Annotated in this window: 23 protein-coding genes, 1 tRNA gene, 2 rRNA genes and 1 pseudogene; 9 read left to right on the top strand and 18 right to left on the bottom strand. The window is 65.6% G+C overall.

The features are described 5' to 3' along the window. Positions 1 to 23: 23 nt before the first annotated feature. Positions 24 to 145: ribosomal RNA gene (gene rrf / locus AC6I6X_RS22490) — 5S ribosomal RNA — on the top strand. A 71-nt stretch (positions 146 to 216) separates the two neighbouring features. Next, positions 217 to 338 (top strand): 5S ribosomal RNA (rrf, locus tag AC6I6X_RS22485). A 281-nt stretch (positions 339 to 619) separates the two neighbouring features. On the opposite strand, the pseudogene AC6I6X_RS22480 reads toward rrf (AC6I6X_RS22485), so the two are convergent. Further along, positions 620 to 1,100: pseudogene (locus tag AC6I6X_RS22480) on the bottom strand (macro domain-containing protein). A 459-nt stretch (positions 1,101 to 1,559) separates the two neighbouring features. After that, positions 1,560 to 1,633, bottom strand: a tRNA-Lys gene (locus AC6I6X_RS22475). 149 nt (positions 1,634 to 1,782) lie between these two features. On the opposite strand from AC6I6X_RS22475, the gene AC6I6X_RS22470 reads away from it, so the two are divergent. Beyond that, complete coding sequence (locus AC6I6X_RS22470) at positions 1,783 to 3,231, top strand: DHH family phosphoesterase (protein WP_497932805.1); 1,449 nt, start codon at positions 1,783 to 1,785, stop codon at positions 3,229 to 3,231. Here the strand turns inward: AC6I6X_RS22470 and AC6I6X_RS22465 are convergent. The 13 genes from AC6I6X_RS22465 to AC6I6X_RS22405 all read right to left on the bottom strand — a co-directional run bounded on the left by AC6I6X_RS22465 (position 3,228) and on the right by AC6I6X_RS22405 (position 15,630). Next, positions 3,228 to 3,521: a PRC-barrel domain-containing protein gene (locus AC6I6X_RS22465; RefSeq protein ID WP_250138686.1), complete on the bottom strand. Its 294-nt coding sequence runs from the start codon at positions 3,519 to 3,521 to the stop codon at positions 3,228 to 3,230. The two genes, AC6I6X_RS22470 and AC6I6X_RS22465, sit on opposite strands and share 4 nt — an antisense overlap. Before the next feature lie 83 nt (positions 3,522 to 3,604). Beyond that, entirely contained in the window at positions 3,605 to 4,474 is an 870-nt protein-coding gene (locus AC6I6X_RS22460) for a helix-turn-helix transcriptional regulator (RefSeq protein WP_497932804.1), read from the bottom strand. Between the two features lie 503 nt (positions 4,475 to 4,977). Beyond that, positions 4,978 to 6,102, bottom strand: a complete 1,125-nt coding sequence (locus AC6I6X_RS22455) for a phosphotransacetylase family protein (RefSeq protein ID WP_497932803.1) — start codon at positions 6,100 to 6,102, stop codon at positions 4,978 to 4,980. Further along, positions 6,099 to 8,195 (bottom strand): acetate--CoA ligase family protein, encoded by a 2,097-nt coding sequence (locus tag AC6I6X_RS22450; RefSeq protein WP_497932802.1) that lies wholly within the window; start codon positions 8,193 to 8,195, stop codon positions 6,099 to 6,101. Before AC6I6X_RS22450 ends, AC6I6X_RS22455 begins: the two co-directional genes overlap by 4 nt. 72 nt (positions 8,196 to 8,267) lie before the next feature. Continuing rightward, positions 8,268 to 9,281 (bottom strand): metal ABC transporter permease, encoded by a 1,014-nt coding sequence (locus tag AC6I6X_RS22445; RefSeq protein WP_497932801.1) that lies wholly within the window; start codon positions 9,279 to 9,281, stop codon positions 8,268 to 8,270. A 1-nt stretch (position 9,282) separates the two neighbouring features. Then, positions 9,283 to 10,023 (bottom strand): metal ABC transporter ATP-binding protein, encoded by a 741-nt coding sequence (locus tag AC6I6X_RS22440; RefSeq protein ID WP_497932800.1) that lies wholly within the window; start codon positions 10,021 to 10,023, stop codon positions 9,283 to 9,285. Beyond that, positions 10,020 to 11,102: a metal ABC transporter substrate-binding protein gene (locus AC6I6X_RS22435; protein WP_497932799.1), complete on the bottom strand. Its 1,083-nt coding sequence runs from the start codon at positions 11,100 to 11,102 to the stop codon at positions 10,020 to 10,022. Before AC6I6X_RS22435 ends, AC6I6X_RS22440 begins: the two co-directional genes overlap by 4 nt. A 270-nt stretch (positions 11,103 to 11,372) precedes the next feature. Further along, positions 11,373 to 11,849 carry a YbaK/EbsC family protein gene (locus tag AC6I6X_RS22430; protein WP_497932798.1) on the bottom strand — a complete coding sequence of 159 codons (477 nt, stop codon included), beginning with the start codon at positions 11,847 to 11,849 and terminating at the stop codon, positions 11,373 to 11,375. Positions 11,850 to 11,945: 96 nt separating this feature from the next. After that, positions 11,946 to 12,356, bottom strand: coding sequence for a DUF7988 family protein (locus AC6I6X_RS22425; RefSeq protein WP_497932797.1), 411 nt, complete (start codon positions 12,354 to 12,356; stop codon positions 11,946 to 11,948). A 108-nt stretch (positions 12,357 to 12,464) separates the two neighbouring features. Beyond that, entirely contained in the window at positions 12,465 to 13,598 is a 1,134-nt protein-coding gene (locus AC6I6X_RS22420) for a YhjD/YihY/BrkB family envelope integrity protein (RefSeq protein WP_497932796.1), read from the bottom strand. Positions 13,599 to 13,799: 201 nt separating this feature from the next. Continuing rightward, complete coding sequence (locus AC6I6X_RS22415; RefSeq protein WP_247000255.1) at positions 13,800 to 14,075, bottom strand: PadR family transcriptional regulator; 276 nt, start codon at positions 14,073 to 14,075, stop codon at positions 13,800 to 13,802. 457 nt (positions 14,076 to 14,532) lie between these two features. Next, complete coding sequence (locus AC6I6X_RS22410; protein WP_497932795.1) at positions 14,533 to 14,679, bottom strand: DUF8555 family protein; 147 nt, start codon at positions 14,677 to 14,679, stop codon at positions 14,533 to 14,535. A gap of 309 nt (positions 14,680 to 14,988) precedes the next feature. Then, positions 14,989 to 15,630: a hypothetical protein gene (locus AC6I6X_RS22405; protein WP_497932794.1), complete on the bottom strand. Its 642-nt coding sequence runs from the start codon at positions 15,628 to 15,630 to the stop codon at positions 14,989 to 14,991. Between the two features lie 210 nt (positions 15,631 to 15,840). On the opposite strand from AC6I6X_RS22405, the gene AC6I6X_RS22400 reads away from it, so the two are divergent. Then, positions 15,841 to 16,566 (top strand): DUF7117 family protein, encoded by a 726-nt coding sequence (locus AC6I6X_RS22400; RefSeq protein WP_497932793.1) that lies wholly within the window; start codon positions 15,841 to 15,843, stop codon positions 16,564 to 16,566. Between the two features lie 157 nt (positions 16,567 to 16,723). On the opposite strand, the gene AC6I6X_RS22395 is transcribed toward AC6I6X_RS22400, so the two are convergent. The 3 genes from AC6I6X_RS22395 to glyA form a co-directional block, all read right to left on the bottom strand. Next, positions 16,724 to 17,617, bottom strand: a complete 894-nt coding sequence (locus AC6I6X_RS22395; protein WP_497932792.1) for a bifunctional methylenetetrahydrofolate dehydrogenase/methenyltetrahydrofolate cyclohydrolase — start codon at positions 17,615 to 17,617, stop codon at positions 16,724 to 16,726. Positions 17,618 to 17,721: 104 nt separating this feature from the next. After that, positions 17,722 to 18,549, bottom strand: coding sequence for an alpha/beta fold hydrolase (locus AC6I6X_RS22390; RefSeq protein WP_497932791.1), 828 nt, complete (start codon positions 18,547 to 18,549; stop codon positions 17,722 to 17,724). Positions 18,550 to 18,711: 162 nt separating this feature from the next. Beyond that, positions 18,712 to 19,959 (bottom strand): serine hydroxymethyltransferase, encoded by a 1,248-nt coding sequence (gene glyA, locus AC6I6X_RS22385; protein ID WP_497932790.1) that lies wholly within the window; start codon positions 19,957 to 19,959, stop codon positions 18,712 to 18,714. Between the two features lie 170 nt (positions 19,960 to 20,129). Between glyA and AC6I6X_RS22380 the strand changes: the two genes are divergently transcribed. The 5 genes from AC6I6X_RS22380 to AC6I6X_RS22360 all read left to right on the top strand — a co-directional run bounded on the left by AC6I6X_RS22380 (position 20,130) and on the right by AC6I6X_RS22360 (position 25,769). Beyond that, the gene (locus tag AC6I6X_RS22380) at positions 20,130 to 22,217 is read left to right on the top strand and encodes a hypothetical protein (protein WP_497932789.1); all 2,088 of its coding nucleotides are present in this window, start codon (positions 20,130 to 20,132) and stop codon (positions 22,215 to 22,217) included. Between the two features lie 469 nt (positions 22,218 to 22,686). After that, the gene (tbsP, locus tag AC6I6X_RS22375; protein WP_497932788.1) at positions 22,687 to 23,505 is read left to right on the top strand and encodes a transcriptional regulator TbsP; all 819 of its coding nucleotides are present in this window, start codon (positions 22,687 to 22,689) and stop codon (positions 23,503 to 23,505) included. A 413-nt stretch (positions 23,506 to 23,918) separates the two neighbouring features. Beyond that, positions 23,919 to 24,623, top strand: a complete 705-nt coding sequence (locus tag AC6I6X_RS22370; RefSeq protein WP_497932787.1) for an RNase P subunit p30 family protein — start codon at positions 23,919 to 23,921, stop codon at positions 24,621 to 24,623. Further along, positions 24,607 to 25,287 (top strand): class I SAM-dependent methyltransferase, encoded by a 681-nt coding sequence (locus AC6I6X_RS22365; RefSeq protein WP_497932786.1) that lies wholly within the window; start codon positions 24,607 to 24,609, stop codon positions 25,285 to 25,287. Before AC6I6X_RS22370 ends, AC6I6X_RS22365 begins: the two co-directional genes overlap by 17 nt. Next, positions 25,284 to 25,769 carry an Rpp14/Pop5 family protein gene (locus tag AC6I6X_RS22360; RefSeq protein WP_497932785.1) on the top strand — a complete coding sequence of 162 codons (486 nt, stop codon included), beginning with the start codon at positions 25,284 to 25,286 and terminating at the stop codon, positions 25,767 to 25,769. The genes AC6I6X_RS22365 and AC6I6X_RS22360 overlap by 4 nt, the downstream gene beginning before the upstream one ends. The last annotated feature ends 1 nt before the right edge of the window (position 25,770 follow it).

The following is a 25,770-nucleotide window of genomic DNA, read 5'->3' as shown; positions in this document are numbered from 1 at the left end:
GGTTCGATTCCGTGAGTCGGCGTTAAGGCGGCCACAGCGGCGGGGTTCCTCCCGTACCCATCCCGAACACGGAAGATAAGCCCGCCTGCGTTTCGGTGAGTACTGGAGTGGGAGACCCTCTGGGAAACTCGATTCGCCGCCACCACTCATACGTCATTCAACAGCCGAACGCAACCGATCGTGGTCTGACGGCGGTTCGATTCCGCCGATCGGCATTACAGCGGCCACAGCGGCGGGGTTCCTCCCGTACCCATCCCGAACACGGAAGATAAGCCCGCCTGCGTTCCGGCGAGTACTGGAGTGGGAGACCCTCTGGGAAACCCGGTTCGCCGCTCCTATTCATACTCTACCGTTCCGTAGCGACTGGTGAAACCGATAGCCGCAGCAGGGGTTCTCGAGAGCGCACGGTCAGATGACGAAGTCGTCGGTCCACGGCACACGCTGTTGCAATTCGCGATCGATCGCGCTCGCGAGTGGCGAATTGCGTCCCTGCAGGCGAACTCGAGACTGCCCGCTCGTTCCCTGATCGTCCCGTTCGACGAATCCGGAGCGAGCGGGACGGGATGCCTGCCGACGTGGTAACCCCGTTTTACGCCAATAGTATCTCGTTGGCAATCGATTAGAGTGTGTCGCGCTCTCGCTGGGTGGACGCGATCGTCCGAGCGTCGGTTATCGACGACGGCTCGTAGTTTCAGATCGTTTCACAGACGAGTTGCGCGCCGTCGCGAAAGTCGATCCGGCGATACCGGTGCCGAGGATCCGTATCACGATCGATTCACAGCCTAACTCGTCCGCTTTTTCGACCGTCGCGTCGCGGTTCGAATGCTCTCGCTGGTCGCACTGCCAACGTGGTAATACGGCATTGCGGCTGCGTGAATGACGTATTCGGCGTCGAGATCGTAGGCGTCGATCACGGCGACGACGCCGAGATCGAGTGGGCCCTCGTCCGTCGCTTCCCGGTTGCTCGGCCCGTTCGCGTTTCGACGCAACGAGCGGGCGACGCCGCCTCCCGTGCGACGACCGGGTCCCGCCGCGTTCACGAGTGCGTCGGCCTCCCGGGTCGCGATATCACCCTGGATGACGCTGAAGTCCGTAGCCAGTAGTTTGCTATCTGGTTCCGAAAATCAAGTCGCGGATCGATCGACCGATCGGTGACTGTTCTCCCGTAGCGTACCGGTCTGTGGGGGGAAATGGTGGAGTTTACATCCGCGAGGGAGGGGAACAAATCCGGTAGACACCGTTGCACTTTTCGCGCGTGTACGTGGTGTGACGACCCCTGAGGAATTCACGGGAGTGCTCGTCCGAAAAACGGGGCGGGCGCGACCGTGAGCTACGCCCAGAAATGCTCGCTACGCTGTACCTTTCTGGTCTCCTTCAAATCGCTCGTGGCCGTTTTGCCACTTGCGAGTTCGTGAGTGGCAAAAGCGGGCCGGGCGCGATTTGAACTACGCCGAGACGTTCCTGCTCGCCTCGCTCGGCTGTGCGGGCTGCGACTCGTCTACTTCAAATCGTGCCTGCCGGTTCACTCACCGATTCGCTGCGCTCATCGGTTCGTTGCACGGGCCGGGCGCGATTTGAACACGCGACCGTCTGATTAAGAGTCAGACGCTCTGCCGGACTGAGCTACCGGCCCTGTACCTCCGACTTTCGCATGAGGATTGAAATACGTTTCCCTTGGCAGACGGCGTGACAGGGCGGGACAAACCCCCAGGATCGGCGATCGGTCTCGAAACGTACCAATCTTCGGGAGCGTTAAGTGCGGCCGGTCCGACCACTCTGTCAATGAGTACGGGGGTTACGATCTCGTCGATCTCTGACTACGCTATTCTGGGCTGTGGGAGCGTCGGCTACGCCGTCGCGGAGGAACTCGTCGAACAGGGGAAAGACGTCCTGATCGTCGATCGGGACGAGAGCCGCGTGGAATCGCTCCGGGACCAGGATCTGGACGCGCGGACGGCGGACATCATGGAACCCGAGGCCGCAGACCTCGTCGCCGATCGCGACGTCGTCCTGATCCTCGCTTCCGACGTCGAGGCCAACAAACACGCGGTCGAGAACATCCGGACGCAGAACGGGACCCAGTTCGTCGTCGCGCGCGCGAGCGATCCCGTCTCGGGGGACGAACTCGAGGAACTCGGCGCTGATATCGTCATCAACCCGTCGTCGGTCATCGCCGAGTCGGCCCTGCGGGCGCTCGAATCGGGGGAACTCGAGTACAACGCGGGGAAACTCGCCCAGTTGCTAGAGGAGACGGGGACGCGACTGGCGATCGTCACCCAGGACAGTCCGGATCCGGACTCGATCGCCAGCGCCGCGGCGTTGCAGGCGGTCGCCGACCACCTCGGGATCGAATCGGACATCATCTACCTCGGCGACGTCGGCCACCAGGAGAATCGCGCGTTCGTCAACCTCCTTGGGATCGACCTGGTCCAGTGGGACGAAGTCGAGGATCGATCGATCTACGACACCGTCGCGCTCGTCGATCACGCGACGTCGACCGAGATGGACCTCCCGATCGACATCGTCATCGATCACCACGAACCCGACGAGGAGTACGAGTCCGAGTTCGTCGACATCCGGCCGAACATGTCCTCGACGTCGACGATTATGACGAAGTACATCCAGGAGTTCGACATGAACGTCTCCGAGGAGGTCGCTACCGCCTTGCTGTACGGCATCCGCGCGGAGACGCTGGATTTCAAACGCGACACCACCCCCGCCGACCTCACCGCCGCGGCGTATCTCTACCCGTTCGCGAACCACGACACGCTAGAGCAGGTCGAGTCGCCGTCGATGTCCCCCGAGACGCTGGACGTGCTCGCCGAAGCGATCGCCAACCGGGACGTCCAGGGGAGCCACCTCGTCTCCAACGCGGGCTTCGTCCGCGATCGCGAGGCGTTGACACAGGCCGCGAGCCACCTGCTCAATCTCGAGGGCGTCACGACGACGGCGGTGTTCGGCATCGCCGACGAGACGATCTTCCTCGCCGGCCGATCGAAGGACATCCGCATCAACATCGGGAAAGTGCTCGACGACGCCTATGGCGAGATCGGCGAGACCGCGGGCCACTCGACCCAGGCCAGCGCAGAGATCCCGCTGGGGATCTTTACCGGAATCGAGATTTCGGAGGACACGCGGGATACGTTGCTCGAGTTGACCGAAGAAGCCGTCAAGCGGACGCTGTTCGACGCGATGGGCGTCGAGGGGACGGAAGGGGCGAACGGCAGTTAGGCGACGAGTTCGCTCTCTTCCTCGTCCGGTTCGCGGACGCGTTCGACGACGTCGTTGATCAGGATGACGTCACCGACCGATCGGACCCAGCGGTAGGGCACGATGACGCCCTGTCCGCTCCGTGCTTCGTCCGAGAACAGTTCCGTGTTGAGGCTGCCGAGTGCGAGCCCCGTGACCGTTCGACCGTCGACGTTCAGGCGAAGATCCTCGACTTCGCCGACGAAGACGCCGTTGTTCGAGTAGACCTCACGACCGACGAGGGAGGTGATTTCCTGGGGTGTGTCGTCCATGTCAGGACCCACGCGCGCCTGACTCTTAGTTCTTGGTCAGACGTGACAGTCACGCCGATCGAACAGTATCGGTCCGGGGACCGTCAGGTGCGGTCCGTGAGTGACAGTTCCCGTGCGGTCGCCCGGATGGACGCGAGTTTCCTGGTGGCCCACTCGAGCGCGGCCGCGTCGTCGTTCGCGACGAATCCACAGAGCGACCCGTTCTCGCAGACGACGAGCATCGCGATGGCGTCGGTATCGCGGTCGTGGTCGAACGGGAGCTGTACCGCGCCGCCCCCGAACTCGACGACGACGAGCGCGTAGGGCAGTTCAGTCGTCGTCTCGAAGAGCCGCAGTCGCCCGGTCGCGATCGCGTCTGCGGTCGCGTCCGGGGTATCGGCGAGCAGACTCTCGACGGCATCGCTCGGGACCATCACCGTGGCCGTCGACCCCGAACGGATCGACTCGGCGCAGGTCTGCACGAGCGCGCTGTCGAGGGACGGCACGTAGACGCGATAGTGGGCCCCGTCCCCGAGAACCCGATCGAGCGCCGTTACCGGGTCGACCTGGAGGGTGTCGACCTTTCCCCTCCCGTCGGCGATCGAGTCCCCGTCGTCTCGATCCGCCAGCGCGAGGGTCGCACCGTCGATAAACTGTGGGTCGATCGTCGCGTCGGCCGGCAACGATCCGAGGAGCGACCGCGTTCCGGCGACGTCCCCGACCCGATCGACGAGGCGGTCGAACTCCGCGAGCGCGAGTTCGCCGGCCAGCGTCGTCCGGTACTGGCCGTCGACGCGCTCGATCAGGTCGATCGCCTCGAGTTCCGCCAGCCCCCGTTCGATCGTCGATCGTGCCGATTCGAGGTCGTCGGCGAGCCTGGGCGGGCGCGCCGGTTCGGAAGCGAGTCGCTGCAACAGCGCGTGCCGCCGATGAAGCGTCTCGAGTACCGCCTCCTCATCCCCCTCGCTACCCATTGTTGGCACTCATGTAACGGAGATGTAAATAATTCTTGGCCAGAATGTCGTCCCGACTCGCGACCGGCCGATCGTGCGAACTCGCCACTCGCCGTCCGGACCGGCCGGAGGAGCGTCGGCGTCCTGCCCCATTCGGCGGTGGAATACTTAAAAATGGGATAGATTTATATGTAGTTACTCATCCGGTTGAAATCGTTTCGACGAATGAGGGTATACGACTGGGGGGTGAACGGATCGAGTGCCGGGGTGCCTCTGACAACCGGCGCGACCCCGGACGGCCGATTTGCCCGGATCGGACGTTCCGGGGGAGCTATTTGATGCCGTTCGATATCCAGTACCGCTACGCCAGTCGTATCGCTACGACCACGAGTCGGCGTTCTCGACCGCCGATCGATCGCCGCGTCGAGCGGCACTGCGTCGACCCGTCGCCGGCGCGATCCCGTCCGGGCCTCCCGGACAACACCGGCCGACGCATCGCGTCCGATCTGGACCGCGTGCAGTGGTTACGATCGATCGCGCTCGAGAATCGAGTCCACCGCGGCGTGATCGGTCAGCAACTGTTCCATCCGATCGACCGTCTCTTCGTCCCGGGTACGGCCGCTGCGGACGACGTCTTCGGCCCGTTCGACGGTCGTGAGCGTGTCCGTCTGGACGGACAGGATCGGGACGCCCTTCTCGGTCGCCTGGCCGACGATCGCGCCGGACGGCCGGTGTCCACCGGTCAGGATGAGACAGCGGACGCCGGGCGCTTCGAGCGCGGCCGCGTGGATCTCCGCGCGGTCGCCGCCGGTGATGACGGCCGCATCCTTCGTCCGGCGGAAGTGACGCAGGGCGCTGTCCGCGCCCATCGCACCGACGGAGAACCGTTCGACGTAGGCGTCGTCGCCGGCCTCGACGAGCCGTCTGGCACCGAGTTCGTCCGCGAGTTCGGCGACCGTGACGCCCGATAGCGCCCGCTCGTTCGGGAGCACGCCGTACACCGAGACGCCGCGCCCCTCGAGGAAGGGGACGACGTCAGTCTCGAGTTGATCATAGGCCGCGTCGGGGACGTCGTTGAAGATCACGCCGTCGAGTCGATCGCCGAACGTCCGCACGGCGGCGAGGACGTCGTCGACGTCGCCGGGGACCTCGTACGGCGCGACGAGCAGGACGCGGGCGTCGAGCGCCACCGCGACGTCCGCGTCGGTGAGGTCGACGATGCCGCCGATGTCGTACCGGCCGCCCCCTTCGACGAAGACTCGATCGTGGCCCGCGGCGACGGTCTCGAAGGCCTCTTTCACTCGATCGCGCAGGTCGTCGGGGTCCTCGCGGCCGCGGATCGCCTGTTCGACGAACGTCGGCGAGTAGACGACGGGTTCGAGGTCGTGCATCTCGGCGTCGAGGTCGAGGAGGTCGCGGGCGAGCAGGGGGTCCTCGTCCAGCGTCTTGCCGACGTTGCTCTCCAGTCGCGTCCCCTTCGGCTTCATGTAGCCGACGCTGTCGCCGTCGGCCGCGGCGAGGCGAGCCAGGGCCAGCGTGATCGCGGTCTTGCCGGTGCTCTCCTCGAGCGAACTGACCATGATGGCGTCGGGGCTGTCGTCGTGCTGTCCGTCGGTCTGGGCGTCGTCAGTGGTGTCTGGGTCGGTCATAGTTCCTCCGTGTCGACAGTGAGTCTGAGGTCGATCGCCTGTACGCCGTCCGGCCCCGCGACGAGCGGGTTGATGTCCATCTCGAGGATCGCGGGGAAGTCGGTCACCAGCTGCGAGAGCCGCTGGACCGTCTCGACGATCGCGTCGACGTCGGCCGGTTCGCGGCCCCGGGCACCGCGCAACAGCGGCGCCGACTTGATCTCGTCGACCATCGCCCGCGCCTCGTCCTCGCCGATCGGGGCGACGCGAACGGACGTGTCCTCCAGGATTTCGACGAAGATGCCGCCGAGACCGAACAACAGTAGCGGCCCGAACTGCGGGTCGCGGTTCATGCCGACGATCGTCTCGGTCGACGCCTCGAGGTCGAGCAGTTCCTGGACCTGGACGCCGAGGATCGTCGCGTCGGGCTGGTAGTTACGCGCCCGCGAGACGAGGTCCTCGTAGGCGTCGTACACGTCTTCCTCCGAGACGCCGACCTTTACGCCGCCGATGTCGGACTTGTGGGAGATGTCCGGGCTGACGATCTTCATGACGACGTCGCCGTCGATTCCCTCGGCCACCTCGCGGGCGCGATCGGGATCGGCGACGATCTCGCCCTCGGGCGTCGGGATGCCGTAGGCGTCGAGGAGATCCATCGATTCCACGCCGAGGCGGTTCGTATCGCGCTCGGCCGCCCGGCCGAGGATCTCGCGGGCCCGCTCCCGATCGACGTCGAACTCGGTGGGGTCGTCGAGCGTCCGCTCTCGCACGTCGCGGTACCGGGCCAGCGCGTCCAGTCCGGCCACCGCACGCGCGGGGTCGAAGTAGTTCGGAATGCCGCCGTCCCGAAGCACCTCCTCGGCGGCGCGGGCGCGCTGGCCGCCCATGAGGCAGGTGACGACGGGTTTCCCGTGGGCCTCGCGTTTCTCGATGACGGTTTCGGCGAGGTCGTCGTACTCGAGCACCGCTGTCGGCGCGCTGACGACGACGGCGCTGCCGACGTTGGGATCGGCGAGCGCGACGTCCAGCGCCTCGCCGAACCGCTCTACGTCCGCGTCGCCGATCGCGTCGATCGGGTTGTAGACGTTGGCCTCGTCGGGCATCGCCTCCGCGAGCGCGTCGATCGTCTCGTCGGTGAAGTCGGCCATCGAGAGCGAGGAGTCGCCGATCGCGTCGGTGGTCAGGACCCCGGGTCCGCCCGCGTTGGTGACGACGGCGACGCCGTCCGAATCCGGTCGGGGGAGCCCCGAGAGCGCCCGCGCGTAGTCGAACAGTTCCTGGACCGATCGGGCCCGGATCACGCCGGCCTGTTCGAGGCCGGTCTCGTAAGCGCGCTCGCTGCCAGCGATCGCACCGGTGTGCGAGGAGGCCGCCTGCGCGCCCGCGTCCGTCCGGCCGGACTTGACGAGGACGATCGGCGTGTCGTCCGTGACCTCGCGGGCGGCCCGGACGAATTCGTGGCCGTCGTCGATCCCCTCGAGGTAGCCGATGATGACGTCCGTCTCGGGGTCGTCGCCCCACTCGCGGACGAAGTCGGTCTCGTCCAGGACCGTCTTGTTGCCCAGCGAGACGACGTCCTGGAAGCCGATTCCCTGCTCGTTGGCCCAGTCGAGGACCGCCGTGATGAACGCGCCCGACTGGCTCATAAAGGAGATCGACCCGTCCAGGGCGTTCTCGGGGCCGAAGGTCGCGTTCATGTCGGCGGGGGTCGACATGATTCCCAGGCTGTTGGGGCCGACCACGTTGAGGTCGTACTCGGCGGCTACCTCGCGGAGTCGGCGCTCGCGTTCGGCCCCTTCGCCGCCCGTCTCGGAGAAGCCGGCGGTGATCACGACGGCGTTCTCGGTGCCGGTCTCGCCGAGTTCGCGCAGTGTCTCGATCACGACGTCGGGTGGTACCACGACCACCGCGAGGTCGATCGGCGGTGCACTCGTCACGTCCGAATAACACTCGAGACCGAGCACCTCGTCGCGGGCGGGGTTGACCGGGATGACCTCGCCACCGAAGTCGTCCTGCAGGTTCTCCAGGATCGCTCGGCCGACGGCGCCCTCGCGATCGGTCGCCCCGACTACGGCGACGGTCTCGGGTGCAAAGAGTTCGGATAACCGTCCCATCGTGGGGAAATTGGCCGAGAAAGGTGTTAAACGTGCGCCCTGTTCCTACCGACTGGGGACGATCGACCCGGGCTAGTGCGTCGAGATCGCCGCCGCCGAGCGGCCGGACGCCAGGATCGAGAGCAGGTAGAGCCCGATCGCGACGACGACGATCGAACCGCCGGCGGGAAGCCCCTGGGAGATCGCGACGGCGAAGCCGCCGATGATCGAGAGCTGGCCGAACAGGATCGAGAGCAACAGCGTCTCGCGGAAGCTCCCGGCGACCTGGGTCGCGGCGGCGACGGGCACGACGAGCATCGCGGCGACGAGGATGACGCCGAGGATCTGCATCGCGCCGACGACGACGACGGCCGTCATGACGATCAACAGCGTGTTGTACCAGGTGACGTCGAGTCGGGCCACGCGGGCGGCCTGCTCGTCGAACGTGATGAACAGGAGTTGCTTGTAGGTCGCGAGGACGACGGCGACGACCAGGACGCTGAGAACGGCCATCATCCGCGCGCCGGCCGGCGTGACGACGGAGAGGTTCCCGAAGAGGAAGCCCCTGATGTTGATCCCCGTCAGCCCGCGGCCGTAGCTGATGATGAGCGTTCCGACGGCGAAGCTCCCGGTGAGCATGATCGCGATCGGCACGTCGCCGTAGGTGTCGGTCCGCTCGGCGAGCCACTGGACGCCGAGCGCGCCGAGGATCCCGACCACGAGCGCGGAGAGCAGCAGGGAGCCGCCCCAGCCGGTCGTCGAACTGAACAGGAGGCCGATCGCGACGCCGGCGAAGGCCGTGTGGGCGAGCGTCTCGCCGATGAGCGCCATCTCGCGGTGGACGAGGTAGGTGCCGACCAGCGGCGCGACGATGCCGACGAGCACGCCGGTCGCCATCGAGCGCCACATGAAGGGGTGGTAGAAGACGTTCGTCCCGAACGTCGAATCAAGCACCAGGCCGGCGAGACGGAACTGTTCGTACAGCGCCGACGCGTACGGATACGCCCGCAGGTAGTCAAGGACGAGGAAGGCGAGCATCAGGGCTGCAAGCAGCCCGGTCAGGCCGATGCCGACGAGTTCGATCCGGCGTTTCGTGTTCCGTCGCATGTCAGTGGTGGTGGTGGACGACCTGTCCGGTCGAGCCGTAGGCCTCGGCCAGCGCGTCGCTCTCGACGAACGATTCGGTGTCGCCGTGGTGGTACAGTTCGGTGTTGATACAGGCGATCCGGTTGGCGCGATCGGTGACGACGCCGATGTCGTGTTCGATCAGGATGATCGTGATCCCGGACTCGTTGAGCGACTCCAGCAACTGGTAGAAGGCGTCCCGCGACTCGGCGTCGACCCCGACGGTCGGTTCGTCGAGCGCGAGCAGGTCCGCCTCGGAGGCGAGCGCCCGGGCGATGTACGCCCGCTGGCGCTGACCGCCCGAGAGCTGGTTGACCCGACGATCGGCCAGGTCCGTGATCCCGACGGTCTCGAGCGCGTCGTCGACGATCGCGCGGTCCTCGTCGGTCAGCCGTCCGTGACCCGCGTGGGCGAACCGGCCCATGGTGACGACTTCGCGGACGGTCACCGGCATCGTGCCGCCGCGGCTGGTCGCCTGCTGTGAGACGTAGCCGATCCGCTCGCCCTCGTCGAACTCGGCGACCGGCTCGCCGAACAGTTCGATCGACCCGCTGTCGGGGCGTTGCAGGCCGAGCATGAGGTGCAGGAGGGTCGTCTTGCCCGACCCGTTGGGGCCGATGAGGCCGAGGAAGTCGCCTTCCTCGACGGTCAGCGAGACGTCCCGGACTGCAGGCTGCTCGCCGTAGGCGAACGTCACGTCATCGATGGATACGACTGCGGTCACTGTGCTCCAAGTGCTACTCTGAACGCCGGGACGTTTATTTCTTGCATTTGTTCGACGTACCCCCAGTCGGCGTCGGCCCACTCCGCGAGCGTCCCCGAAGCGGGCGAGACCGGCATCGCGTCGGTCGCCTCGCTGTCCTCGAGGATGGTCGCCGCGAGGGTCGGAAGCTCGTCCGCGCCGGACGACTCGAAGGGGTCGTAGAGGATCGTATCGATCCCCTCGGCATCGATGAGGTCGATCGTCTCGGAGATTTCGGCGGGCGTCGGTTCGTCCTGCGGCGAGACACCTTTCGGCGAGTGCAGTTCGAATCCGTAGCGCTCCTCGAGATACGTGTAGGAGTCGTGACCCGCGAGGACGGCGACGTCCCGGTCGGCGTCGTCGACGATGGACCGGAACTGCTCGTCGACGTCCGCGAGCCGATCGGTGTAGGCGGCCGCGTTGTCCTCGAACGCGTCGGCGCTGTCGGGATCTGCCTCGGCCAGTCCGTTCGCGATGTTCGCCACGATATCCTGGGCGAGGACCGGATCGACCCAGACGTGCGGGTCGTGGTCGCCCCCGTGGTCGTGATCGTCGTCCTCTTCGTGGTCGTCTTCTTCGTGGTCGTCGTGACCGTCGTCCTCTTCGTGGTCGTCTTCTTCGTGGTCGTCGTGACCGTCGTCCTCTTCGTGGTCGTCGTGGGTCGGATCGTGATCCCACTCGAGCATCTCGCCCTCGAGTCCATCGAGCACGTCGATCACCGCGACGGTGTCGTAATCGGCTTCGAGCGTCGCTGCCACGTCCTGGGCCCAGGCGAACTCCGGCGAGTCGGGATAGACGAACGCGTCGGACGCGGCGATGTCCGTGACGAGGTCCCCCTCCGGCTCCCAGCCGTGGCCCATGGTCCCTACCGGAACCGGGTTCTCGACGTCGGCCACGTCGCCGCTCACCTGTTGGGTCCAGTCCCAGAGCGTGAAGAAGGCCGCGTACCCCGATTCGACGCCGTCGGCTCCCTGCGCGACGTCGTCGAGACAGCCAGCGAACCCACCGAGGGCGAGCGCCCCGGCGCTCCCCTGGAGCACCGATCGCCGTGTTAGTTTCATACCTGTTCTTACCCTCGATCGACTAAAAGTGTTATTATCCCCCCCCTCTATTTTTATTAACTCGTAGCCGTCGAGGTCGTCTGGGTTAACAACATGTGGCCGCATAGCGGCGAGCAGTTACTAGCCCCACGAAAGCGGTCGGCCGAGATGTCCGATCGAGGTTCGGTGCGGCCCGATCGACGGTCGCGCGACGGTCCGGTCGGATCGGTCGGTCAGCAGGGGTTTCTCACAGGTCCTCCTCGCAGGATCGTTCGAACCGGAACGTCGCGATCACTCGGTGACGGTCGCCGGATCCGCGTCGGCGTATCGCCGCAGTTCCTCGGGATCGATCGGAAACACGGCCTCCGGCGTCCCGGCGGCCGCCCAGACGATTTCGTAGCCGAGTAGCGTCTCGTCCATGATCACCGGCACCGATTCCTCGTGGCAGAACGGCGGGACGCCACCGATCGACCAGCCGAGCGTCTCGCTGATCCGATCGGGATCGGCCATCGAGACGGCATCCGCCCTCGTCCCGAAGTGCTCGCCGAGCGCGGCCTCGCTGACCCGGTTCGCGCCGCTGGTCACCGAGACGACGAGCGAGCCGTCGACGTCGAACGCCAGCGAACTGGCGATCTGGCCGACGTCGCAACCGATCGCGTCGGCCGCGTCCGCCGCCGTTTTGGTCCCCTCTGGGAACTCCTCGACCGCCGGATCGAACCCGTACGCCTCGCGTGCCCGCTCGGCGAAACTGGCTGCGCGTGGATGCATCGGCTCACAGTGGTTGCCCCGCGACAAAAAACCATGCCGATCTGTCACACGGGCCCGACGCGGGCGCCCGTCGCCGCACGCCGCTCGAACTGGCCGTCATTCGAGGGCGACGTCCACGACAACCCCGTCCAGACGGTGATAGGCCGGTCCCGGGTCGCGCACGACCTCGAAGACGTCGAACCGGATCACCAGCCTGCCGGGATCGATCGGAGCCCGGAGTACGGGTCCGCGACTCGTCACGACGACGTACGGCGGTCCCGGGACGGGTCGTGCCTGGAGGTCGTGGCCGGTCGCGTCGACCGCGTCGGCGAGCACGACCGGGAGGCGATCGAACAATCCGGTCGTCTCGAGGGCGCTACCGAGCGAGTCGGCGACCCGGCTGGGATCGGTCGTTCGAGCAGTATCCCACGGAGCGGCGACCTGGTCCGCACAGTGATCGATCCCCGCGACGACCGCCGCGTGCTCGTCTTCGATCCGCTGGCGAGCGGCCCGTACCGGATACGACACGGTACAGGCTGTGACGGCGAGTTACTAAGGTGTCCCGACTTCCGCTCCCGCCGGGCCGCGGCGCCTCCACGCGCACGTCGACCGACCCATCGGGAGCGACGCTTCACGCTACTCGGACCGCGTCTCGATCGTCCCGACGCGAAGGACCCCGATTCGATCCAGCACCGCACGGATCGATCGCTTCCACGGTGGATCGTGACGGGTCGCGAGTCGCCGGCGGAGGTCCTCGTTCTCTCGTTCGAGGTCGCGCGTCGTCCGCTCGAGTCGATCGACGCGGTCCTCGAGTTCGTACCGCCGGTCGCGCTGGGCCGCCAGGTCCTGCCGCAGTTTGTTCCGTTCCCGCGCGAGGTCCGTGACCCGTTCGTCGAGTCGATCGCGTTCCCGTCCGATCGACGTGGCCGGCGGCTCCCGATCGGCGGATCCGATCGCGCCGGTCCCGGTATCGGCGCCGTCGAGGTCGATCCGGCCGGCGTACGTCGCGTTGACGACTGCTCCCGAGAGCAGGATCAAGCCCCCGAAGTACAGCCACGTCAGCACCAGCAGGATCGCACCGACCGGGCCGGCCGACTCCGAGTCGCTCGCGACGGAAACGTACACCTGGAACAGCGACTGGAGGACCGCCCAGCCGACGGCCGCGACGACGACGCCGGGAAGCACGTCCCGGACCGAGAGGTCGACGTCGGGGAAGCGGTAGTACATCGGCAGGAACGCCAGCGTGAGGCCGACGACGAGCAGGAGCGGGTTCAGGACGCCGACGAAGAAACTGTCGGGAAAGAACGCGAATACGACGCTCGCCGCGCCGGCGGCCAGCAGTGCGATTCCGATCGCGCCGAACGCGACCAGCGCATCCCTGAGCTGATCGACGAACGTGTTCTCCGCCGTCGAGCCGTAGATCTCCGAGAACGCGGTGTCGAGGCCGCGGAAGATCTTCAGCGACCCCCACAGGACGACGACCAGCCCGATGATCGACGAGCCAGCGGTCGCGGGCGAGTCCTCGATCGCGTTTTCGAGCAGTAACTGGCCGCTCTCCGGGAGAAAGCCCTCGGTCGCGGCCCCGACTTCCGTCGCGAACTGCTCGTCGCCGACGATCGAGACGAGAAAGAACACGAGCACGAGCAACGGGATCAGCGAGATGAACGCCTGGTAAGCGATGCTGGCGGCCATAAACGGGACGTTCTTCTCCTGGATCCCGGCCACGACCTCTCGGACGAACGGGACGGCGCCGCGAATCGCGGACGTCATGTCACGTTGAAGGACTGGCGGACCGATAGCGGACTGGCTTGCAGATTCCACTGCAGATCGTCAGTTGATTCGGACCTTCTTCGCCGCACCGCGGACCACAGAACCAGCAGTTACTCTCGGAGCACACCCTGACCGCACCGCTCACGACGCCTTGACGGCCCGATCCACGAGGACGATCCGCGTTCGTGACGCGATCACGCCTTACAGGTCTACGTACTGTGATTCCCACTCGCGACGCGCCTCGAGTTCGCGTCGGCCGCGGCGGGTGAGCGTGTAGAAGTTCGTTCGACGATCGCGTCGTCCCTTCTCGACGAGACCCTTGTCGACGAGCGTATCGAGGTTGGGGTAGAGTCGTCCGTGGTGGATCTCCTTCTCGTAGTACTGTTCGAGTTCCTCCTTGATCGCCAGTCCGTGGGGTTCCTCCTCGCCAGCGATGACGTAGAGCAAGTCCCGCTGGAATCCTGTCAGGTCGTACATTGGGAAAGTACCAATCGTACTTACTGTCGAATTTTAATAAGGCTATCGGGTTGTTTCGATCGAAACTGCGTTATTACTATCGACAAGGGTCGTTTCGGCCGAGTGCAAATGATAACAGCCGTGACGAATCACCCTTGCATATACACATAACACCGTGGTCATGTTTACAGTACGTTGGTTTCCCTTCGGTATCTTTATTTATTAGCGCGTGTATCAGGCGGCCTCGTCGGGTCGTGAGCGTCACGAAGACGAGGCTCCAGCTGGGAAGTCAATAGCGCAGTAAACAGGAAAGCAGATCGCGTGACGGAAAAGTGTCACGCGATCGCTTGCCGCCCTGAATTGGTCCCCGCTGACGCTTCGGCCCTCCAAGCGAAGCGTCACGTGATAGATTTTGCTGACAGTACTTAAATGTATCGACACATGCCTCGGTCGGCCTCCGCGATGGGGTCGTCGGCCGTCAGATGTGTTCCTCTTCGAGGACCCAGCCGATCGCCCGCTTGTAGTAGGTGAACATCTGTTCGACGCCGTCGTGGCGCATCTCGTCGCTCTCGAGTTGTTCCTTGAGAAACTCGTACTGCTCGCGGATTTCGTCTTCGTCGCGCATACCCGGTCGTATCGGTCGCGGGGCAAAAAACGGTCGCCGGAACGACCCGGTAGTCGCTCATTGGTTGGCCTGCCGAGAGGCCGCGGCGACCGCCGGCGTCCGTTTCAGTCGTAAGTCGACGTTTTCCCGACGACAACAGTTCGCCGAACGAGACCATCGCGGTCCGCCTACACCGTCAGCGGATGGCCGCGGTCCCGAAACGGCACGGCGCTCTGTATCGGGACGACCCCATACCAAAACCGGAACCGATCGGCGTCGAACGAATTCCGATCGTGACGGCGCGGTCCGATCTCGCCGGCCTCGACCTGCTCAGCTATCGCTCTCGTTCGTCTCGTTGCCGTTCTCGCCGTCGGCCGCTTCGCCGAACGTCAGCGTGACCTCCTCGTCGTCGCCGTCGATCTCGACGTCCTCCTCGGCCTCCTCACCCTCGTTCTCGGCGGTAACGGTGTACTCGCCGTCTTCGAGTTCCTCGAACTCGACTTCGCCGTTTTCGTCGGTTTCGTCCTCCATCTCGCCGGCGGCCATCTCGTCATCTTCGCTGTCCGTCTCGTTGTCGTCCATTCCGTCGTCCGACTCGTTGTCATCCATGCCGCCGTCATCCGACTCGTTGTCGTCCATTCCGGCGTCCTCGGATTCGTTCCCGTTCTCGGTCTCGTTGCCGTCCGTCTCCTCGTCACCCGTCATCATGCCGCTCTCCTCGAGTCGGACAGTCGCCCCTTCGACGGGTTCCTCCTCGCTATCCTCGACCGTCACCGTCAGCGTGTACGTCTCGTCCTCGCCGTCCGCCGTTTCGTTGTCGTCTCCCGTCTCGTTGTCTCCGCCCGCTTCCTCGTCGTCTTCTCCGGGGCCGCCGTCTCCTTCCGTGTCGTCCGCACAACCGGCGAGTACGAGCGCGCTCGCGGTACCTGCTGCAGTGACGAACGTCCGTCGATCGAGTTTTCGATGGGACATATTCGTTGAGTGTACGGTCTCGCTGGTTGGACTGTGGCCTGCACCTGCTACCCGTTAATCACCTATTGCGATTCGTTCGTGCCGCCGTGAGCGTCATCGGTTGCGATCCGTCCTGCGAAATCGAAGGCACGAGTCGCGATCGGCCCCGAGAGCGGGCGTCGGTCGCCGAACTCCGGTGGGACTTTTGCCGTCCCGCACGTAGCCCCGCGCATGAAAATCCGGGGGGAGCGCGAGTGCAAGGAGTGTGGCACGCGATGGTCCTACTACGAGACCGGGAGCGTCGGCTGTCCGGCCTGTGGCAGCCTCCGGAGCGTCGGCATCGACGATCGGACCGAACACACCGACCTGCAGGTCGAATTCGACCTCACGCCGGTCCGAAACGCCATCGACGACGTCCCAACTACGGACCTCGCGGAGCGCGCCCGCGAGGTGTGTCGCGACTACGTCCGCCGTCGCGGCTTCGTCAACGCCGGCACCCTTCGCGACCTCGACGACACCTACCTCGCCGCGTCCGAACTGCTCCACGTCGCCGACGTGCTGGAACGGGACATCCGCCTCGAGGAACGCGAGGAACTGTACTTCCTCTCGCTGTTGCGCGACGCCGACGACGGCGAACGGCCGCCACACCAGGAGGTCCCGACCACGATTCGTGCACCGCGCGGGCTCGCGTACGCGACCGCGGTGCAGGAGTATCGCAGCGACGTTCGAACGTGGGCCGAGGACCGATCGCTCACGACCGCCGAACGAGGGGCCCTCGAGACGCTCGGCGAGCACGCAAAGCGCATCCGGATGCTGGACGGCGACGTCGATCCGCGGTTGGCCGAGCGACTGATCGAGGCGACGCGGGACCTCGCGAACGGACTTCGCGGGGACGAACTCGCGTTCGCGCAGGCCCAGGATCGACTGGACGGCCTCGAATTCGGGCCCCTCGAGTGATACGGATTGCTGTACCGATGTACCGGCGCAACCGCCGCCCGGATCGCGGTTGCGCCGGAAATGACTTACAGTAAACCGTATGAATCGACGGGAGAAGCGAAACAGCACGGCGATCGAACCGAGAGTGGAGCGACGAGAGGCGGGATGACGCGAGTACTCAGGGCAGGTCGACGGCGACGTCCTCTTGCAGACTCGCGGCCTTGACCGTGTTGTAGAGCAACATCGCACGGGTCATCGGGCCGACGCCGCCGGGGACCGGGGTGATCGCACTCGCCTTCCCCTTCGCGCTCTCGAACTCGACGTCGCCGACGAGTTCGTACCCCTTCTCGGTGTCGGCCTCGACGCGGTTGACGCCGACGTCGATCACGACGGTGCCCTCCGAAATCATCGACCCGTCGATCAGTTCCGGGACGCCCGCGGCGGCGACGACGACGTCTGCCGCGCGCGTCTTCGCCGCGAGGTCGTCCGTCCGGGAGTGACAGACCGTCACGGTCGCGTTCCCGTCCTCGGCCTTCTGGATCAGCAGGTTCGCGAGCGGCTTGCCGACGATGTCCGATCGGCCGACGATCGTCACGTCTTTCCCCTCGGTGTCGACGCCCGCGGCGGCGAGCAGTTTCTGGACGCCGTGGGGCGTACAGGGACGGAATCGGGCGTCGCCGGCGACGAGGCGGCCGACGTTCTCGGGGTGGAAGCCGTCGACGTCCTTGATCGGGTCCACGCGCCGGATCACGTCGCGGTAGTCGACGTGGTCCGGGACGGGGGCCTGGACGATGTAGCCGTGGACCGCGGGATCGTCGTTGAGGGCCGCGATCGCGTCGTACAGGTCCTCGGGCGGCGCATCCCCGTCGACGTCGACGTGGTGGCTCTCGATCCCTACCTCTTCGCAGTCGCGCTGTTTCATGTTCACGTAGGTCTGGCTGGCGGGGTCGTCGCCCATCAGCACCGTCGCCAACCCCGGCCGTGCGCCCGCGTCCGCGAGCGTCTCGATCGCGTCTGTCAGGTCGTCACGGATCTCGCTCGCGACGGCGTTGCCGTCGATGATCTCGGTCATACTCGAGACGGCGGCCGCGAGACTAATTAACTCTCGGATTCGTGCTCACTTCCGACGACGAACGCCGGATAATATGCACGATCGTGGATTATTGTCGGGGCGGGTCAGTGGTGTTCGTCGAGGAACGAGCGAATCGCCTCGTTCACGGGAGCCGGTCGTTCCAGGTTCGAGGTGTGACCCGCCTCGGGAATCACTTCCATCCGGGCGTCGGGGAGGTCGTCGAGCATCGGTTCCGCCCGCGAGGGATCGATCGACGGGTCCTCCTCGCCGTGGACGATCAGGACCGGGACGTCGATCTCGGCGAGTCGATCGCTGATATCGGGCCGCGAGAGCCAGGAGTGGAGTTCGTGGTAGACCGCATCGCCCGGATACGTCTGCCAGCGTCGGACCCACTCCGCGACGAGTTCGGGGTTCTCCTCGTGGGTCGTCTCGCCGAAGAGGTACTGGGTCACGCCCTCGGCCAGCGCTTCGGAGACGCCCGTCCTGGAGCCCTCGAGCGGATCGACCAGCGCGCCGTAGGTCTCCCGTTCCTGCGGTTCGTGCGGCGCCGCCATCGAGTCGATGAGCACGAGGCCGTCGACCCGATCGGGGTACGCGAGCGCGAATCGAAGCGCCAGAAAGCCGCCCATCGACATCCCGCCGACGACCGCACTGTCGTGGCCGAGCCCGTCGAGCACCGCCGCGCAGTCGTCCGCGAGATCCCAGAGGTCGTACCCCGGCGCGTACCGATCGGTCCGGGCCCGAAGATCGTACGCCGTCGCCCGGTAGCCGTCGGAGAGCGCCTCGAGTTGCGGGTCGAACATCGTCCGGTCCATCAGTGTCCCGTGCGCGAAGACGATCGATGGCCCCTCGCCGACGGTGGTCGACACCGCATCGGTTCTGTGTCGGTACATGTCGGCCGCGTCGTCGACAGTCGTGCTATCACTGGTCATGGGTTTGTCTACAGTCCGACTGATAAAATATCTTGACCGACGCGGAGCAGATACGTTCGGTCGTGGTTCCGGTCGAACGTCCGGACATGACCGATCGTACAGGGGATCGGCGAATGAGGCGCGTGCCGGCGACTGACCGCGATCGGAAGAGCGACCGTTGCGTTACTCGTACAGCGGGTTCTCGTCACACAGCGCCTGGACATCCTCGCGGACCGCCTCGATGACGGACTCGTCTTCGGGGGCGTCGACGACGCGCGTGATGAGGTCGGCGACGGTTCGACAGTCGTCCTCGTCGAAGCCGCGGGTCGTGAGCGCGGGCGTCCCGGCCCGGATGCCGCTGGGATCGAAGGCCGATCGCGTCTCGCCGGGGACCGTGTTCCCGTTGAGGACGATGCCGGCGTCCTCGAGCGCCTCCTCGGCGTCGCCGCCCGAGGTGTCGGGGTGGCTCTCCCGCAGGTCGACGAGGACGAGGTGGTTGTCCGTTCCCTCCGAAACGAGCGAGAAGCCGTTCTCCGAGAGTCGTTCGCCCAGTGCCCTCGCGTTCGCGACGGTCTGTTCGGCGTACTCGGCGAACTCGGGTTCGAGGGCCTCCTTGAAGCCGACGGCCTTGCCGGCGACGTTGTGCATGAGCGGACCGCCCTGCCCGCCGGGGAAGACAGCCGAGTCGATATCGTCGGCGTACTCCTCGCTCGTCATCACGATGCCGCCGCGACCGGCCCGGATCGTCTTGTGGGTCGAGCCGGTGACGAAGTCGGCGATGCCCACGGGAGAGGGGTGGACGCCGGCGGCGACCAGGCCCGTGATGTGGGCGATGTCCGCGAGGTGGAGCGCACCGACGCTGTCGGCGGCGCCCTGGATGCGCTCCCACTCGATTTCGCGCGGGTACGCGGAGTAACCCGAGACGATGATGTCGGGCTCGAACTCCTCGGCGTGCTCGGCGAGGCCCTCGTAATCGAGGTAGCCCGTCTCGGGATCGACCTCGTACTGCTCGACGTCGTACAGCTGACCCACGAAGTTCGCGGGGTGGCCGTGACTGAGGTGGCCGCCGTGTGTCAGGTCGAGCGAGAGGATCCTGTCGCCCGGTTCGAGCATCGCGAAGTAGACGGCCTGGTTGGCCTGGGTGCCCGAGTGGGGCTGGACGTTGACGTGCTCGGCACCGAACAGTTCCGTCGCGCGATCGATCGCGAGCTGTTCGACCTCGTCGGCGTACTCGCAGCCGCCGTAGTAGCGCGAGCCGGGATACCCCTCGGCGTACTTGTTCGTCAGGACGCTCCCCTGGGCGTCGATGACGGCGCGGCTGGCGTGGTTCTCGCTGGCGATCATCTGCAAGGAGTTTCGCTGGCGATCTACCTCTCCCTCGAGAGCGTCTGCGACGGCGGGATCGACGTCCCGGACGTGCTCGTGTTCCATGTCCGATGTGGCGGCTGGCGACTGTATAAGTGTACTTGTCTTCGGCAAGTCGAGCCACAACTCGCCCGCTCGTCGAGACACCGCTGAAGCCACGCTCAGTGGGTTGTAAGCTGTTTTTTCCACTACCACCCGATACATCTAACTGGTCGGAGTTACATTCAGCGTACCGAATGATAGAGTGGGAGGTCGGCGACGATGTCCTCCGCGTGACGGACGCAGACAACGCCGAACTGTCGGTTCGCGGTGCCGATCTCGTCGCCGCCGGGCAGGGCCCCGATATGCCTCGTCCCGTCGACGAGACGGTGGTCGTCACGACGGACGAACTCCGCTTTCCACACGCCGTCGTCTACGCCTTTGCCCTCGGATCGTCCGAACGGTACGAACTCGATCCGGGCGGCGAACCGCTCTCGCTCCCACCCGGCCAGTACGTGGTCGACGTCGACACCGAGATCAAGACATACCTCCGCTTTTCCGGCGCGGCGACGATCGAAAAGACTGACGACTTCGAGTCGACCGTCGTCTCGTTTCCCGATCGGTCCCGGACGGTCCTCGGGTTTCGCAGTCACCACGAGTTCCCCGCCGGGACGATAACGATCCCCGACTCACCCGAGGGCGTGGCCACCGCCATCACTCACCTCGCGTCGTCCCACAAGACCGACGGCCCGGACCGCACCTATCCGACGCTCCGTGGCCATCCGCCGTTGATCGAACGGGGGACGGATCTCGAGATCAGCGACTGCATCCGCTCGGACACGCCCGATACCGGGATCGAACTCGTCGTCCCGCCCGAGTACGAGTCGCTGTACGTCACCGCGCCGCTCGCGTACTACCTCCAGGCCGGGGTGCGGGTCGCCGACGACTGCGAGGGGGCGCGACTCCGACTCCCCGACGTCGCGGTCGAGACGGAACTGGCCCCGATGCCGGATCTCGAGCGCGACGTCGAACGGCTGCTCCGGAAGACGTTCTTCCTCGACTGCCTGATCCGGAACGCGGGCCCGTACGGGACCTCCCTCTCGGAACTGCGCCTGCTCGAGGCCCTCGACCTCGACGCTGCGGCGCTGTACGAGGCGTCGCCGCAGGAACGACTCGCGACGTACCTCGAGGTCCCCTTCGCGGCGATCGACCACCGGATGCCGGTGTGGCACTGCTCGACGTACGTCAGACCCGCCGCCGACAGCGTCGAGACGCTCCCGTTCCTGCTCGATCGGATGAGCCTGATCTATCTCCCGCGGACGTCCGAACTGGCGGGCAAAGAACTGGTCGAGCGATCGCTCGAGGACTTCTACCGGGGAGCCGAACCGACCACCGGGGACCGCGCCAGCGCGGGCCAGGTCGCCTCGGTTGACATCGTCAAACCCGAACTCCGCCACGGCCGCGTCCACGGCTGGCTCGCGGACGGCGTCCCGATCGACGTCTTCAAGTCCGCGCCCGATGCCTACCGGAACCGACTCGACTACCTGGAGCGATCGAGCGACTCGACTTCGATCTGCGTCGTGCTGAACGATCCGGAGATGGCCGGTGAGCACGACCACGTCGCCGAGATCTATCGGCGGCGCTCCGAAGAGTTGACGATGGACGTGACCGTCGCGGAGTCGCTCGAGACGGCCGAACTCGCCCGGGTCTTCGAGGACGAGCACGACTTCGTCCACTACATCGGCCACTGCGAAACCGGGGGACTGCGCTGTCCCGACGGCTACCTCTCGGCGTCGAATCTCTCGACGTGTAACGTCCAGACGTTCTTCCTGAACGCCTGTGGCTCGTTCTACGAGGGGATGAGCCTGATCGAGAACGGCAGCGTCGCGGGAGCGGTGACGTTCAGGAAAGTCCTCAACGATCACGCCATCAAGGTCGGATCGACGTTCGCCAAGCTCCTCGTCCACGGGTTCAGTATCGAACGCGCGATGCGACTCGCGCGCAGGCGAATCATGATGGGGAAGGATTACGCGGTCGTCGGTGACGGGACGCACTCGCTCACGCAGGGTGAACTCCGGACGCCGACCACCGTCCGGATCGACCCGATCGAGACGGCCGAGGAAGAGTATCTCGTCACGTTCGACTGTTACTCGACGCGCGTCACCGGCTCGTACTACTTCCCACACACCGAGGACAACGAGTACGCCTATCTCTGTGGGACCGAGTCGAACTTCCGGCTCACGGAATCGGAACTCGCGACCTTGCTCAAAGAATCGGAAGTGTCAGTGATCTACGACGGCGACGTCTACTGGTCCAAACAGCTCGCTCGCTCGTTCGGACGCTGATACGGACTGCTGGAAGTCATTTTCGGCGCGACCGACGGACGGCTCGCGGTTACGCCGATAACTCGTCACAGCAGACCGTCTGAGACCTACGGTCCGCCGTACGTACTGACACGCTTTGCTTGTACCGAACACGCTCGTACTCGAGCCGCACCAAACCGATCGACGGCTTCGCGCAGTACCCACCACGGTCGATTGTGTCTAGCACCCATACGCTCATCTACTAACAAATCGACCGTATTTAGCTATTCGTATCATCTCAAAAACCATTGTCCTGGCGAAATTAATTCCTGGCAGAGTATCACCGCCACTGGTACTGTCGTGACGGCTGTTCACAAGGTACCGGCCCGACGGTTGGGTATCTGATGGATTTTGGGACAAAAATTACCGGTTTGACCGCGGGACGAGAAGTTGTCGTGTGCAAACGGCCACCAAAAATAAGTAAGACGGTCGCGTTTACTTCTGTATAGGCATGACTTCGAATTTACTCAACCACCAGATTGACGATATCCTCGGGTCGGTTCTCGAGGACGCAACCGGAGACGTGTACATGGTCAACCCGTCGCGGGACGCGATCGAAGAGTTCGTCTCGGTAGCCACGGACTTCGACGGCGACGTCCCGTCGGTCCACATGCTCGCCGACGAACGCACGCTCAAAGACGTCATGGACGACTTTATCGTCGCGTCCAACGCCGCCGACCTCATCTCGGCGGGGTCGCTCGCACTCCGTACCCTCGACGAAGCACCGGAGAACTCCCTGCTCGTCACCGACGATCGCGTCGTCGCCATCGTCCACGCGGGCGATCGCGTCGGCGGCCTCGTCACCGACGACGACGGGTTCGTCGACGACACCTACGAAACGTACGAAGCCCACTGGGAGGACGCCGAGACGTTCAACCTCCGGACGCCGCCGATCACGGACGTGCGCGACACCCTCTCCGAGGAGATCAGCCCCGACGCCGAGGAGGACTTTACGGCGATCCTCGACTCGCTCGAGACCGCACGCGGCGACGGCGACGGCCTCGACGAAGTGACCATCTCCCTGCTCGTGGCCGCCAAGAACGAGGCCCTGCTGTACGACATCAGCAAGTGGGGCGAGGACGTCGGGATCGCCTCTAAGGCGACGTTCAGCCGCACCAAGACCAAACTCGAGGACATGGGTCTGATCGACACCGAGAAGGTTCCGATCGACGTCGGCCGCCCGCGACTCCGACTCAAGATCGGCGACGATCGGCTCCGTGAGGCCAACAACGGCCAGCTCGCGACGGTCGCACAGTCGATTCTCAACTAACGAACGTTTGCTCTGCGGGCGCGCCGAAGGCGCGCCCTCGGCAAAATCTCGAGAGAGCGAAGCTCTCTCGGACCTCGCGGGAGCTTCACTCCCGCTTAGCTTCGATGAAAAGCACTCCTCCCTCCGTTCTCTCGCTCCGTAGCGGCGCTTCGCGCCGCACGATCGCTCGTTCACATCGGTCGTCGGCCCGCTCGCTCCTCACGGTCGCTCGCGGTTGGTATCATGTCACAGCCTGCCCGTCCGCGTTGAGCGAAACCGGAGGGTTCGCGATGTTCGGAAAAGCTTGCTCTTCCGTTGGGTCGTGCACCTCTCGCAGGGCTCGAGACGCACTCCCGGCCTCGCGAAATCGGGACCTGGATTCGGTGCCGTCGCGTGACGCAAACCCCAAGTCGATTCCGCGAGTGCATTCGAGTATGTACGAGGCCGCCCGCGCCTTTCCCGACGGAGCAAGCACGGTCGCCAGGCTCGCGAAGACGGCGGCCGACTACGGGTTCGAGGGCGTGGTCGTGCGCAACCACTCCGACGCGCGGGCGGCGTACGATGCCGATCGGATCGCGGCGGAGTACGGGATCGACGTCGTCAGGGGGATCGAGATCAAGGCCGACGACGTACAGGAAGCGAGCGGCGCGGTCGGGAACCATCGGACCGACGAGACGATCGTGGCTGTCGAGGGCGGCACGAACGCCCTGAACCGGTTCGCCGTCGAGAACGAGAAGATCGACGTGCTCGCCGGCCCGATGGCCCGCGAGGGGGACGTCAATCACGTCCTCGCGAAGGCGGCCGCCGAGAACGGCGTCCGATTCGAGTTCGATTTCTCCGGCGTGCTCCGGACGAGCGGCGGGCGCCGCGTCCGAACGATCCAGTCGCTCCGGAAACTCCACGAGATCGTCGAGTACTACGACGCGCCGTACGTCGTCAGCGGGGTCCCGACCTCGCATCTCGAACTTCGCGCGCCGCGGGAGCTGCGGGCGCTGGGCGAGCAAATCGGCCTCTCCGCCGACTTCGTCGCGGAGGGCCTGGCGGAGTGGGGTAGTCTGGCCGAGCGGAATCGCCACGTGAGGTCCGAGTCCTTCATTGAGCCGGGGGTCGAACGGGGTCGGTATGAAGAAAGAGATTGAGGAACACGCCGCCCGATTCGACGAGATCGCCAGCGAGTACGACGAGTCGAACTCCGATGAGTATCGCGCGTGCGCGAATCTCGTCATCGAGCACGCGTCTCCCGACGCCGACGACACCGAGTCGACGGAGTCGTCTCGAGCCCGCACTCGCTCCGATCGCGGGGACGTCGTCCTCGACCTCGGGACCGGAACCGGCGCGATCGCACTCGCACTCGCGCCCGACGCGGGACGGGTCGTCGGCCGGGACATCAGCGAGGGGATGATGGACGAGGCGCGAGCGAAGGCCGACGAGCAGGGCCTCGACAACGTCGAATTCGGGAAGGGAACGTTCCGCGATCCCGACTACGACGGGCCGGTCGACGTGGTGACGTCGAACTTCGCCATGCACCACCTCTCGGACGAGGAAAAGCGGGAGGCGATCGCGGTGATCGCCGACCTCGAGCCCCGACGGTTCGTCCTCGGGGACGTGATGTTCTTCGGCGAGCCCGATCCGTCGGACCCGTTCTACTCTCCCGAGGTCGACGATCCGGCGACCGTCGGCGTGCTCGCGGACGCCTTCACCGACGCGGGCTTCTCGCTGACCGCGGTCGAGCGCGTCCACGACCAGGTCGGCGTCCTGGTCGCCGAGCGCGGCCCGGCACCGATCGAGGGCGAGTCACCGTGAAACACCTCCCGAAGCACCTCCGGCCGCGCTGGCGCTACCTCGCCGTCGGGATCGAAAGCTGGCCCGACGCCGCGATCGATCGCCGGGCGTTCCAGCGCGAACTGTGGTACGCCGGCCAGAACCTGCTGGGCGATCCGGGAAGCGCGGCCGCCGACCTGACCGTCGTCCGGTTCGAGTTCGCGGACGGCGACGGCGAAGCGATCGTCAGGGTCCGCCACGGCGAGACCGACCCGGCGCGAGCGGCACTCGCCTGTGTCGACGCGATCGACGGCGCTCCGGTCGGCCTGCGGGTCCGCGGTATCAGTGGGACGATCCGTGCCGCTAATGAAAAGTATTTAGGACGCCGCCGGCAAGATTACGACGAGAGAAACGTCGTGTTCCGGAACGAGGAGCGAGTCGCAGTCACGCGCGATGGATCTGCAGACGTGCGACTCGATGAGGCGTTCGCGGGCGCGACAGACCTCGATTACGATTTAGCGTGAT

Source organism: Halosolutus sp. YCN4, assembly GCF_059736495.1.
Note: the sequence above shows the minus strand (reverse complement) of the source record. Positions and strands in the feature narration are given on the sequence as shown.